Genomic DNA, 11,959 nt, shown 5'->3' on the forward strand with positions numbered 1-11,959 from the left:
AATGAGCACAGAAATTAAAGTTCCTGTTCTTCCTGAGTCGGTTGCAGATGCTACCGTTGCTACATGGCATGTAAGTGTTGGCGACAAAGTAACTCGTGATCAAAACTTAGTAGACATTGAAACAGATAAAGTGGTTCTAGAAGTTGTTGCACAGCACGACGGTGTAATTACAGAGATATCACAAGAAGAAGGTGCAACCGTACTTGGCGATCAAGTTATGGGTTTACTTGGTGATGCTGATGCAGCGCCAGCAAGTGAAGGTTCAACTAAAGAAGAATCAGCACCCGCTAAATCAGAAGACGCGCCAGCGGCGCAATCAGCACCAGCATCAGAAGGTAAAGAAGTGGATATTAAAGTACCTGTACTTCCAGAATCAGTTGCAGACGCAACAATTGCTACATGGCATGTACAACCAGGTGACGCTGTAACACGCGACCAAAACTTGGTAGATATTGAAACAGATAAAGTTGTTCTTGAAGTAGTAGCTCAAGAAGATGGAATCATGGGTGATATCATTCACGGCGAAGGCGATACTGTATTAGGCGAGCAAGTAATTGGTTCGGTTAAAGCAGGCGGTGCACCAGCGGCTCCAGCTGCAAAAGCAGACGCAGCGCCAGCAGCGGATTCAAGCGAAAGTTCAGATGTGTTAACTCCATCAGTTCGTCGTTTAATCGCTGAGAAAGGCTTAGACGCTTCTAAAATTAAAGGCACGGGTAAAAATGGTCGTGTAACTAAAGAAGACGTTGATACTTTCTTAAAAGCACCAGCGCCAGCGGCTAAAAAAGCAGAAGCTTCTGCTCCAGCAGCACCGATGGGCGATCGTACTCAAAAACGTGTTCCTATGACTCGTTTACGTAAAACGATTGCGACACGTCTTCTTGAAGCTAAAAACTCAACTGCAATGTTAACAACATTCAACGAAGTGAACATGGGACCAATCATGAGCCTTCGTAAGCAGTATCAAGAAACGTTTGAAAAGCGTCATGGTATTCGTTTAGGTTTCATGTCTTTCTACGTGAAAGCGGTAACTGAAGCACTTAAGCGTTTCCCAGATGTTAACGCATCAATTGATGGTGACGATATTGTTTACCACAACTATTTTGATATCAGCATTGCAGTATCTACTCCACGTGGTCTAGTTACTCCAGTACTTAAAGATTGTGACAAGCTATCTGTTGCTGAAATCGAAAAAGGTATTCGTGAACTAGCACTTAAAGGTCGTGATGGTAAGCTAACGCTTGCTGATATGACGGGTGGTAACTTCACTATTACTAATGGTGGTGTATTTGGTTCATTACTATCTACACCTATCATTAACTTGCCACAATCTTCGATTTTGGGTATGCATAAAATCCAAGACCGTCCTATGGCAGTAAATGGTAAAGTTGAAATACTTCCTATGATGTATTTAGCACTTTCTTATGACCACCGCATCATTGATGGTAAAGAATCTGTTGGTTTCTTAGTGACTATTAAAGAGTTACTTGAAGATCCAACTCGCTTATTGCTAGATGTTTAATCTAGTTGTATGAAATGTAAGCTGTGAATGAACATTCACAGCTTTTTTTTTGCGCCTTTGGTCTTACTGGGGTTTTCATGTTAAGCCTTGGGATCTATACTAGGTGCGCAATTTGGGATAGTTGTTTATTTGAAAAAATATTCAGCTCTTTTAGTATAAAAAATTGGATAAAGCATCATGAATTTGCATGAGTATCAGGCAAAACAACTTTTTGCCGAATATGGTTTACCAGTTTCTACAGGTTACGCTTGCGATACACCTGAAGAAGCTGCTGCAGCTGCTGAAAAAATTGGCGGCGATATGTGGGTTGTTAAAACTCAGGTTCACGCAGGTGGACGTGGTAAAGCTGGCGGTGTAAAGCTAGTTAAAACTATCGAAGAAGTAAAAGCGTTTGCAGCTAACTGGTTAGGTAAAAACCTAGTTACTTACCAAACAGACGAGAAAGGCCAGCCAGTAGCTAAAATTTTAGTAGAAAGCTGTACTGACATTGCTAACGAATTGTACCTAGGTGCAGTAGTTGACCGTGCATCTCGTAAAGTAGTTTTCATGGCGTCTACTGAAGGCGGCGTTGAAATTGAAACTGTTGCTGAAGAAACACCAGAGCTTATCCACAAAGCAGAGATCGACCCGTTAGTAGGTCCTCAAGCTTACCAAGCACGTGAACTAGGTTTCAAATTGGGTCTTAACCCAGTACAAATGAAACAGTTTGTTAAGATCTTTATGGGTCTTGGTAAAATGTTCACTGATTTTGATTTCGCACTACTTGAAATCAACCCGTTAGTAATTACAGACGAAGGCAACCTTCACTGTCTTGACGGAAAAATCGGTATTGATGGTAATGCACTTTACCGTCAACCTAAAATCCGTGAATTCCACGATCCATCTCAAGAAGATGCTCGTGAAGCACACGCAGCAAGCTTCGAGCTTAACTACGTTGCTCTAGACGGTAATGTTGGTTGTATGGTTAACGGTGCAGGCCTAGCAATGGGTACTATGGACATCGTAAACCTACACGGCGGCAAACCGGCTAACTTCTTGGATGTTGGTGGCGGCGCGACTAAAGAACGTGTTTCTGAAGCATTCAAAATCATTCTTTCTGACGACAATGTTAAAGCTGTTTTAGTAAACATCTTTGGCGGTATCGTACGTTGTGACATGATTGCTGAAGGCATCATTGGCGCAGTTAAAGAAGTTGGCGTAACCGTACCAGTAGTTGTACGTTTAGAAGGTACTAATGCTGAATTAGGTCGTGAAGTTCTTAAGAACTCTGGTCTAGATATCATTGCTGCTGAATCACTAACAGACGCTGCTGAAAAAGTTGTTGCTGCTGCGGAGGGCAAATAATGTCTGTATTAATCAATAAAGATACAAAAGTTATCTGTCAAGGTTTCACTGGTGGCCAAGGTACTTTCCACTCAGAGCAAGCGCTTGAGTATGGTACACAAATGGTTGGTGGTGTTAGCCCAGGTAAAGGCGGTCAAACGCACCTTGGTCTTCCTGTATTCAACACAGTTCGTGATGCTGTAAAAGAAACTGGCGCAACTGCTTCAGTTATCTACGTACCAGCTCCTTTCTGTAAAGATGCAATCTTAGAAGCTATCGATGCTGGCATCGAGCTAATAGTTTGTATCACTGAAGGTATCCCTACACTTGATATGGTTGATGTTAAAATCAAACTAGATCAAACAGGTACTCGTATGATCGGTCCTAACTGCCCAGGTGTTATTACTCCTGGTCAAACTAAGATTGGTATCATGCCTGGTCATATTCACAAACCTGGTAAAGTAGGTATTGTTTCTCGCTCTGGTACTTTAACGTACGAAGCAGTTAAGCAAACTACTGATGCTGGTTTTGGTCAGTCTACGTGTGTTGGTATTGGTGGTGATCCAATTCCAGGTACTAACTTTATCGACGTTTTAGAAATGTTCGAAAAAGATCCACAAACTGAAGCAATCGTAATGATTGGTGAAATTGGTGGTACTGCAGAAGAAGAAGCTGCAGAGTACATCAAAGCTAACGTAACTAAACCTGTAGTATCTTACATTGCTGGTGTTACTGCACCAGAAGGTAAGCGTATGGGTCACGCTGGCGCAATCATCGCAGGCGGTAAAGGTACTGCTGATGAAAAATTTGCTGCATTAGAAGCTGCGGGCGTAAAAACTGTACGTTCACTTGCTGATATTGGTAAAGCACTTAAAGAGAAAACAGGCTGGTAATCGCTTGTTTCTTTTAAAAAGGCCCGCTTATGCGGGCCTTTTTGTTATCGGCGAAAAATATTTAGAATGGATAACTAATATGCTGAAAAAAGCGCACTGACAAATCTTGGCGCTGTTTATTTATAGTAAGCTCATCGGATAATGCGTGAATAGTTTTTTCTACTTGGTTCATAAACCGACCATACCCCATTTCATGCTTATCCTGGCTCGTCGCAACAATAACAAAGTGAAGTGTTTCTACTAATTTATCGGCTTCATAAAAATATTTGATTTGATTATCTTTTGATTCGATATCAAAGCTAAGCTTTTGTAACTCTGTATTACTTTCGCTTTTATCTATTTTACTATTTCGAACAATAGGCGTAGCACCATTAGCTACCATCGCACCATGGTTTAGTTTGTTATTTTGACACGCACGAATAAATGCATAAGCAAAATAATCATAAAACTTATCAAAATCGTTATTGTTCATTAATGTTTGAAATTGTGTTTTGATTGCACGAGAGACCGGGATAGTAAATGTTGCATAAGTCATTTCAGCATAGTCACCCGGTATATTGCAGTGCCTTGACTGGTAACGAGGGTAGAGGCTTCTTAGTTTATATCCGTAGCTCTCTTTATTACCTTTATGTTTAGCAAATAAATCGTAAGTTAAATGCTGGTGATCTCTAAGTTTAAATTGAGGTTGATTTAAAAATAACTGTTCTTGTAGCAGGTTTAATACTTTTTGTACTTTATTGTGGAACAAGGCCGAATTTGCACGTAAATCGTCACCCGTGGCTAAAAACAACAAACGTATTTTTTTACTTTTTTTGTCTGGTGTGTAATGTAGTTTATGTGCTTCGTGATAACGAGGGTTATAAAAAAACAGCATTTGCTTATCGGTTTCTAGCTGGTATGACTCATCATGAAAACGCACAACGGGTAGTTTATCGTTCGCTAGTAAATGCACATTATAAAGTTCATATTCATCGCAACATGCAAATAACTGACGAGCAATGCGCTTATAACAGCAGTTAATATTACTAAAGCTATTAAAAAATGCCTCATCAGGCGTTATTTCGGCTAGTAAGTAGTGATTGGCGCGCGCATTGGTTGGAATATATACACGATGTTGATTAAGTGTAGCCATCTTCTAATCCTTATAAAGTAGGTTATTAGGCCACTATAATTGGCTTTGATGACTTAAATATTGCGTTAAAACAAATTTTATTCATAAACAAGCGTTCAGGTGAATTAAAGTTAACCAATATCTAAAATAAACCTTAATCTATTGCTGTATGTTAGTGTATGTTTTTGTAATAATGCATTAGTTTTGTTATTACGTAATATTTAGAGGACTGCACTCCTATGGCGGAAACTGAGAATCGCCCAAGTAACTTTATTAGAACCCGAATTGATGAAGACTTATCAAGTGGAAAACATGCCACTACGCATACACGTTTCCCACCTGAACCAAATGGCTTTTTGCATATTGGTCATGCCAAATCAATTTGTTTAAATTTTGGTATTGCAAAAGATTACAATGGTTTATGTAACCTACGTTTCGACGATACAAACCCAGAAAAAGAAGATATTAACTACGTTAATTCTATAAAAGAAGACGTACAGTGGTTAGGTTTTAACTGGGATGGCGATATAAAGTACTCTTCTAATTATTTTGATACTTTATATGGCTACGCTGTTGAGTTAATTGAAAAAGGCTTAGCGTACGTTTGTTTTTTAACAGCCGATCAAGCACGTGAATATCGTGGCACATTAAAAGAGCCAGGTAAAAACAGCCCTTACAGAGATACATCAGTTGAAGAAAACCTAGCGTTATTTGAAAAAATGCGTGCTGGTGAATTCAAAGAAGGTGAATGTGTTCTGCGTGCTAAAATTGATATGGCAAGCTCATTTATGGTGCTTCGCGATCCAATTATTTATCGCGTACGTTTTGCCCATCATCACCAAACAGCTGACAAGTGGTGCATTTACCCAATGTACGACTTTACACACTGTATTTCTGATGCGCTAGAAGGTATTACGCACTCATTATGTACACTTGAGTTTCAAGATAATCGCCGTTTGTACGACTGGGTACTTGATAACATCAGCTTAGAATGTCATCCGCAACAAATTGAGTTTTCACGCTTAAATCTTGAATACACAATTATGTCTAAGCGCAAGCTAAGCGACTTAGTGGTAAACAACCATGTAGAGGGGTGGGATGACCCACGTATGCCTACAATTGCAGGTCTACGTCGTCGTGGTTATACACCGGGCTCAATCCGTGAGTTTTGCTTACGTATTGGTGTGACAAAGCAAGAAAATATGGTCGAAATGGGCATGCTAGAAGCGTGTATCCGTGAAGATCTAAACGAAAATGCACCACGCGCAATGGCTGTGCTCGATCCTGTTAAAGTTGTTATTGAAAACTACGATGCAGACAAGGTTGAGGTTTTATCTGTGGCTAACCACCCAAATAAAGAAGAAATGGGTCGTCGTGATGTACCATTTACTCGCGAAATTTACATTGAACGAGAAGACTTTAAAGAAGAAGCGAATAACAAGTTTAAACGTTTAGTGCTTGATAAAGAAGTACGCTTACGTGGTGCTTATGTTATTAAAGCACAGCGTGTTGAAAAAGATGAAAATGGTGAAATAACAACTATCTTTTGTACTTACGATACAGAAACACTCGGTAAAAACCCAAGTGACGGACGTAAAGTAAAAGGTGTAATTCACTGGGTTTCAGCGCCAGAGTCTATTACAGCAGAAGTTCGTTTATACGACCGTTTGTTTAGTGTGCCAAACCCAGCAGCCGCTGATGAGTTTGAAACAACATTAAATCCTGAGTCACTGGTTGTTTTATCAAACGCTAAATTAGAGCCATCGCTTGCTAATTCACAAGCAGAGCAGGGCTTCCAGTTTGAGCGTACAGGTTATTTCTCTCGTGATTCTAAATCAGAGAACGTTGTATTTAACCAAACAGTGGGTCTTCGCGATTCATGGTCTAAAACACAGTAGCTACGTTTAATAATGAGCCTGTATTTATACCGGCTCACTATATACTATCGTAATTTAGACACAAAAAAACCTGCACTTAGCAGGTTTTTTATTGCTTTTAAAAGCGGTATTAGCTGTTTGCGTCGCTAAATTCTTTACACGCTGCTTTATCGTTACACTCACCGTATAAATATAAAGAATGGTTTGTCAGTGTTATACCATTTGCTTCAGAAATTTCTAATTGACGGCGTTCAATCATTTCATCTTCAAATTCTACAACTTTACCACATTTCAAACATACTAAATGATCGTGGTGAGTGCTTCCAGAAAGTTCAAATACAGACTTTCCACCTTCAAAGTGATGACGGCTTACAATACCTGCATCATCAAATTGGTTAAGTACACGATATACCGTTGCAAGACCAATTTCTTCACCTAGGTCCAAAAGAATTTTGTAAACATCTTCAGCGCTGATGTGTTGGTTATCTGGAGATTGTAAAATCTCTAATATTTTAATTCGCGGTAAAGTTACTTTTAAACCGGCTTTTTTAAGTTCCAAGTTATGATCAGTCATTAAATCTGTCTCAATTTTATTTGGTTATACTAGACATCTTGCAAAGATGTACACGACACATTAGCAACGAACAGGATAACGTGCCTAAGCATTAAGTGCAAAGAACAATTGATATATATTGCTACTAAAGCTTAAAACGCTAACTGTTTGATAATTATTTAAACAGTTAGCGTTGGAAGGGTCGAAATTAGTCAGCTAATTCGCTTAAACACATTTCTTCATATACTTGAGCAGACCATGCTTTAACGCGTTGTTCTGTTAGTTCTGGTTGACGGTCTTCGTCGATGCCTAAACCTACAAAATGCTTATCGTCTGCCATGCCCTTAGAAGCTTCAAAGTCATAGCTTTCACTTGGCCAATGACCAACAACAATAGCGCCACGTTCAGTGACAATATCGTTGATCATGCCCATCGCATCTAAAAAGTACTCAGCGTAATCTTCTTGGTCTCCACAACCAAAAATAGCAACAAGCTTACCTTCAAAGTCTACTTCTTCAAGTTCTGGGAAAAAGTCATCCCAGTCACATTGTGCTTCGCCGTAGTACCAAGTAGGGATACCGAATAAGATCAAATCAAATTCAGCAATCTCTTCTTTAGAGCTTTTTGCAATATCATGAACAGCCACAAGCTTTTTGCCCAATTCTTTTTGGATCATTTTTGCTACGTGTTCTGTGTTACCTGTGTCACTTCCGAAAAAAATGCCTACACTTGCCATGGATTTAAAACCTTTTATGTATCAATAGCCAATCTTTCTTGTAAAATCGTTTCAATCAGCGCACTGCGGCTAATATTTTGTGCATCTGCCATATCACTTAATGCTTGATATAACTGCGATGAAACTTTAAATTCAACACGTTTTAAACCACGTGCTTTATCTCTTTTTATTTGATTACGTTTATTTACCTTTAACTGCATATCCCGTGAAAGGGGATTGGTTTTAGGTCTGCCTGGGCGTTTTTCGTATTCAAATAAATCGAGTGTAGTTCTATCTGTTTCTGACTTCGCCATGCCTAACCTACACCTGCGCCTTGCCAAAATACTTGAATAAGCCCTTTAGCAATAAAGCCCGAACAACCTAAAAAGAGTACGCCCCAGACAATATATTGTCCGAACTTTGGCACATTACCACTTTTTAGTACGTCTTTAATTGCCATGCCGATGAATATGAAAATACCGGCTAAGCCAAAATATAACCCTAGGGTATCAAATTCGTTAATTAACTGACTGACCATCAACGTATAACCTTTAAATTAAACGGCGCGTACTATAGCATATAAATATACATATATTTAGTGCGCAGAATCAAAAACACGCGATTAAAATTGCTCTAAACCGCAGTTAAAAAGTCATTTATCGCTTTATTAACAGCAAGGGGCTTTTGAGCATGAAGCCAATGGCCTGCGCCATGTATAATTTTAGCCTTAGTGTTTTTAAAGCGTGCTGTAATTGCAATACGATGCTCAGGTAAAATATAGTCAGAATCATTACCTTTAATGAAGAGAGTATCGCACAAACAAGAATTATTTTCATTAACATTGGATGTGATTGTCGAATATTTTTCGTCAAGCACATTTAAGTTAAATCGCCATGCAAAATGACCTTCATCATTTTTAGCGAGGCTCTTAAGTAAAAACTGTCGAACTCCCAGATCTTCTATATAAGGCTGCATTATTAAATCAGCTTGTTTTCTATCATCTATTGACTGCGCTGAAACTGCTTTTAGAGCCTGTAATATTTTTGTGTGGCGAGCAGGGTAACTAACAGGTGCAATATCAAGTACAACAAGTTTATTTACAAGTTCAGGATGCGTAAGTGCTAATTCCATTGCCACTTTACCGCCCATTGAATGCCCAACTAAATGTGCTTTATCTATGTTTAAATGCGCTAATAACTCAACAATGTCTTGTGCCATTGCCGGGTAATTCATTTCATCACTATGAGGTGAAAGTCCGTGGTTGCGCAGATCGACATTAATCACATTAAAGTTTTCACTTAGTGGTTTTGCGATTACATTTAGGTTTTCTAAGGAGCCAAAAAGCCCATGGATCAAAACAACATTAGGACCTTGCCCTTGTTGCTTGTAATTTAACTGCATACCCGCCTCCTAAAAATTTCGCATAGTTTGCCGAGCATTGCGCTAAAAAGCAAAAAATACAGTCACTATTTGTTAAATTGGGCTTTTGGGCGTTAAATCAACAACAATTAGGTAAATATTAATATGTTTATGGGAGTGCTTGTTGTAACTCGCATTTTTGATTGGTTTGGGTATAATCACACGGGAGAAAAAAATGTGACCCGTAATGACAGGAAGAACATGAAACAAATCGACATAGACGACGAGTTATATCAATATATTGCAAGCAATACTCAAAGTATTGGTGAAAGTGCATCCACTATTTTACGTCGTTTATTAAATCTGAGCGGCGAAAAAATTCAAACCGCAAACGTAGAACTAACTCAAAACAATCAAACTGCGACTACGTCTACCGCCACATTAAAAAGCTCAGAGCCATCTGCTACTGAGACTTCAAAAAAACAAACGCCTTTAGCTGTCATACCAGTGAAGCAAAAAAGCGATAATGTTTTTAATGTATTAAATAAAGAAGAGCTGGCAATGCAAAAGGGCGTTGTTGGACGCTTTTTGTTTATTTTAAGTGCATTTTACCGCACACATAAATCTGATTTTTCGGCTGTATTAGATATAAAAGGGCGTGACCGTGTTTACTTTGCTACCAGTAAAGAAGACTTGGTCAATAGCGGCAGTAGCATGAATCCTAAAAACATAACCGATAGCGAATACTGGGTTATGACGAATTCTAATACTACGCGTAAAAAAATGATGCTTCATGAAGTGGCTCTTTGCCTTGGTTATAGTGCAGAGCAAGCTGAAAAAATTCGCGATTACCTGTAAGGAAATATAATGGCTATTCATTCAGGCGCAGGCAAAACTGCTCCACAATCGGCACTGGTTAACGTACCTAAATTAGTATCTGCGTATTACTTAAACGAACCTGATCTTGAACAAAATCCAGAGCATTGTGTTGCCTTTGGTACATCAGGCCACCGTGGTTGTTCTTACGATGTTAAATTTAACGAGTCTCATATTTTAGCCATTACTCAAGCTATTTGTGATTATAGAAAACAAAATGATATTTTTGGTCCGTTATTTTTAGGTAAAGACACACACGCTTTGAGTGAGGCTGCATTTAATTCTGCTATTGAAGTATTAGTTGCTAACGAAGTGCAAGTGATAACACAAGAAGACGGCGATTTTACGCCAACACCCGTTATCAGCCATGCAATTGTAAGCCATAATAAGCTTCATCCAAATGAGCTTGCCGACGGGATTGTGGTTACACCTTCGCATAACCCTCCTGAAGATGGTGGTTTTAAATATAACCCACCTAACGGCGGACCTGCTGATACAGACGTAACGAAATGGATTGAAGACAGAGCTAATCAACTTTTATTAGAAGATTTAGTTGAAGTTGAACTATTCCCATTTGCTAAAGCATCGCGTTCTGGTTTTATTCGTTACGAAGATTTAATGACGCCATACATTGATGATTTAGCAAATATCGTTAATTTAAAAGCAATTAGCGATGCAGGTATCAAAATTGGTATTGATCCATTAGGTGGTTCAGGTATTAATTTTTGGCCAGTTATTGCAAAAAAATATAATTTAGATTTAACCGTTGTTAATGACGCGGTCGATCCTCGTTTTGCTTTTATGCCACTTGATAAAGATGGCAAAATTCGTATGGATTGTTCATCGCCTTATTCAATGGCGAACCTTATTGCACTAAAAGATGATTTTGATGTGTCTATTGGTAACGACCCTGACTACGATCGTCACGGTATTGTAACGCCAGATGGTTTAATGAATCCAAACCACTTTTTAGCAGTGGCACTCGATTACTTACTTAAGCACCGTGATTGGAACTCAAGCGTAGAAATTGGTAAAACACTCGTTTCTAGCTCAATGATCGATAAAGTAGCTGCTCGTAACAACCGTAAAGTTAAAGAAGTACCAGTAGGCTTTAAATGGTTTGTTGAAGGTTTAAGCAAAGGTAAGCTTGCCTTTGGTGGCGAAGAAAGCGCAGGTGCTGCATTCTTACGTTTTGATGGCTCTGTATGGTGTACAGACAAAGACGGCTTTATTATGGGTCTACTCGCTGCAGAAATATTAGCAGTAACAGGTAAAACACCATCAACGCTTTATAAAGAATTAGAACAAGAGTTTGGCTCTCCAATTTATAAACGCCTAGATGCACCAGCCACAAGCGGTCAAAAATCACGTTTAAAAGCATTGAGTGCTTCTGATGTTAAAGCAGATACACTTGCTGGCGAGCCTATTTTGCAAAAATTGACTCATGCACCAGGTAACGATGCCGCTATTGGTGGTTTAAAAGTGGTCACCGAAAATGGCTGGTTTGCAGCGCGCCCATCAGGTACCGAAGATATTTATAAAATATACCTTGAATCATTTAAAGGTGAAGAGCATTTAGCGCTACTTGAAAAAGAAGCTAAAAAGCTTGTAGATTCAGTTATTAGCTAACTCAATCTAATGATTTTTAAAACGGCTGATTTATTCAGCCGTTTTTGTTTTTATACCTTATGTATTTATAAAATATATGCATAAGAGTCTACTCTCACATTATT

The 11,959-nt window shown here is 38.9% G+C and carries 12 protein-coding genes; 6 read left to right on the forward strand and 6 right to left on the reverse strand.

All coding sequences use genetic code 11. From position 1 onward, the window contains the following. Nucleotide 1 precedes the first annotated feature (1 nt). The 3 genes from odhB (at nt 2) to sucD (ending at nt 3,735) form a co-directional block, all read left to right on the forward strand. Nucleotides 2–1,519 carry a 2-oxoglutarate dehydrogenase complex dihydrolipoyllysine-residue succinyltransferase gene (gene odhB, locus I6F49_RS02025; RefSeq protein ID WP_165727884.1) on the forward strand — a complete coding sequence of 506 codons (1,518 nt, stop codon included), beginning with the start codon at nt 2–4 and terminating at the stop codon, nt 1,517–1,519. A 177-nt stretch (nt 1,520–1,696) separates the two neighbouring features. Further along, nucleotides 1,697–2,863, forward strand: coding sequence for an ADP-forming succinate--CoA ligase subunit beta (gene sucC, locus I6F49_RS02030; protein ID WP_007586870.1), 1,167 nt, complete (start codon nt 1,697–1,699; stop codon nt 2,861–2,863). Beyond that, nucleotides 2,863–3,735, forward strand: a complete 873-nt coding sequence (gene sucD / locus I6F49_RS02035) for a succinate--CoA ligase subunit alpha (RefSeq protein ID WP_007586864.1) — start codon at nt 2,863–2,865, stop codon at nt 3,733–3,735. Before sucC ends, sucD begins: the two co-directional genes overlap by 1 nt. A 61-nt stretch (nt 3,736–3,796) precedes the next feature. Here sucD and I6F49_RS02040 read toward each other — a convergent pair whose 3' ends face one another. Further along, the gene (locus I6F49_RS02040; RefSeq protein ID WP_197178151.1) at nt 3,797–4,867 is read right to left on the reverse strand and encodes a DUF3083 family protein; all 1,071 of its coding nucleotides are present in this window, start codon (nt 4,865–4,867) and stop codon (nt 3,797–3,799) included. 218 nt (nt 4,868–5,085) lie between these two features. Between I6F49_RS02040 and glnS the strand changes: the two genes are divergently transcribed. After that, nucleotides 5,086–6,744, forward strand: coding sequence for a glutamine--tRNA ligase (gene glnS, locus I6F49_RS02045; RefSeq protein ID WP_197178152.1), 1,659 nt, complete (start codon nt 5,086–5,088; stop codon nt 6,742–6,744). Nucleotides 6,745–6,853: 109 nt separating this feature from the next. Here the strand turns inward: glnS and fur are convergent, their stop codons facing one another. The 5 genes from fur to I6F49_RS02070 all read right to left on the reverse strand — a co-directional run bounded on the left by fur (nt 6,854) and on the right by I6F49_RS02070 (nt 9,392). Then, nucleotides 6,854–7,297 carry a ferric iron uptake transcriptional regulator gene (gene fur, locus I6F49_RS02050; protein WP_166419623.1) on the reverse strand — a complete coding sequence of 148 codons (444 nt, stop codon included), beginning with the start codon at nt 7,295–7,297 and terminating at the stop codon, nt 6,854–6,856. Between the two features lie 187 nt (nt 7,298–7,484). Then, nucleotides 7,485–8,012, reverse strand: a complete 528-nt coding sequence (gene fldA / locus I6F49_RS02055) for a flavodoxin FldA (protein WP_007586856.1) — start codon at nt 8,010–8,012, stop codon at nt 7,485–7,487. A 14-nt stretch (nt 8,013–8,026) separates the two neighbouring features. Next, the gene (gene ybfE, locus I6F49_RS02060) at nt 8,027–8,305 is read right to left on the reverse strand and encodes a LexA regulated protein (protein WP_002962928.1); all 279 of its coding nucleotides are present in this window, start codon (nt 8,303–8,305) and stop codon (nt 8,027–8,029) included. A 2-nt stretch (nt 8,306–8,307) separates the two neighbouring features. Further along, nucleotides 8,308–8,529, reverse strand: coding sequence for a DUF2788 domain-containing protein (locus I6F49_RS02065; RefSeq protein WP_002962930.1), 222 nt, complete (start codon nt 8,527–8,529; stop codon nt 8,308–8,310). Nucleotides 8,530–8,624: 95 nt separating this feature from the next. After that, nucleotides 8,625–9,392: an alpha/beta fold hydrolase gene (locus I6F49_RS02070; RefSeq protein WP_197178153.1), complete on the reverse strand. Its 768-nt coding sequence runs from the start codon at nt 9,390–9,392 to the stop codon at nt 8,625–8,627. Nucleotides 9,393–9,611: 219 nt separating this feature from the next. Between I6F49_RS02070 and seqA the strand changes: the two genes are divergently transcribed. Beyond that, nucleotides 9,612–10,208 carry a replication initiation negative regulator SeqA gene (gene seqA / locus I6F49_RS02075; RefSeq protein WP_197178154.1) on the forward strand — a complete coding sequence of 199 codons (597 nt, stop codon included), beginning with the start codon at nt 9,612–9,614 and terminating at the stop codon, nt 10,206–10,208. Between the two features lie 9 nt (nt 10,209–10,217). Then, complete coding sequence (gene pgm / locus I6F49_RS02080; RefSeq protein WP_197178155.1) at nt 10,218–11,855, forward strand: phosphoglucomutase (alpha-D-glucose-1,6-bisphosphate-dependent); 1,638 nt, start codon at nt 10,218–10,220, stop codon at nt 11,853–11,855. The last annotated feature ends 104 nt before the right edge of the window (nt 11,856–11,959 follow it).

It is taken from the genome of Pseudoalteromonas sp. SWN166 (genome assembly GCF_015864485.1).
Taxonomy (GTDB): Bacteria; Pseudomonadota; Gammaproteobacteria; order Enterobacterales; family Alteromonadaceae; genus Pseudoalteromonas.

Coding starts and splice junctions, on each gene's coding strand:
- pgm (WP_197178155.1), top strand. CDS start 10,218: ATGGCTATTCATTCAGGCGCAGGCAAAACTGCTCCACAATCGGCACTG.
- I6F49_RS02040 (WP_197178151.1), bottom strand. CDS start 4,867: ATGGCTACACTTAATCAACATCGTGTATATATTCCAACCAATGCGCGC.
- glnS (WP_197178152.1), top strand. CDS start 5,086: ATGGCGGAAACTGAGAATCGCCCAAGTAACTTTATTAGAACCCGAATT.
- I6F49_RS02065 (WP_002962930.1), bottom strand. CDS start 8,529: ATGGTCAGTCAGTTAATTAACGAATTTGATACCCTAGGGTTATATTTT.
- I6F49_RS02070 (WP_197178153.1), bottom strand. CDS start 9,392: ATGCAGTTAAATTACAAGCAACAAGGGCAAGGTCCTAATGTTGTTTTG.
- odhB (WP_165727884.1), top strand. CDS start 2: ATGAGCACAGAAATTAAAGTTCCTGTTCTTCCTGAGTCGGTTGCAGAT.
- fldA (WP_007586856.1), bottom strand. CDS start 8,012: ATGGCAAGTGTAGGCATTTTTTTCGGAAGTGACACAGGTAACACAGAA.
- ybfE (WP_002962928.1), bottom strand. CDS start 8,305: ATGGCGAAGTCAGAAACAGATAGAACTACACTCGATTTATTTGAATAC.
- seqA (WP_197178154.1), top strand. CDS start 9,612: ATGAAACAAATCGACATAGACGACGAGTTATATCAATATATTGCAAGC.
- sucC (WP_007586870.1), top strand. CDS start 1,697: ATGAATTTGCATGAGTATCAGGCAAAACAACTTTTTGCCGAATATGGT.
- sucD (WP_007586864.1), top strand. CDS start 2,863: ATGTCTGTATTAATCAATAAAGATACAAAAGTTATCTGTCAAGGTTTC.
- fur (WP_166419623.1), bottom strand. CDS start 7,297: ATGACTGATCATAACTTGGAACTTAAAAAAGCCGGTTTAAAAGTAACT.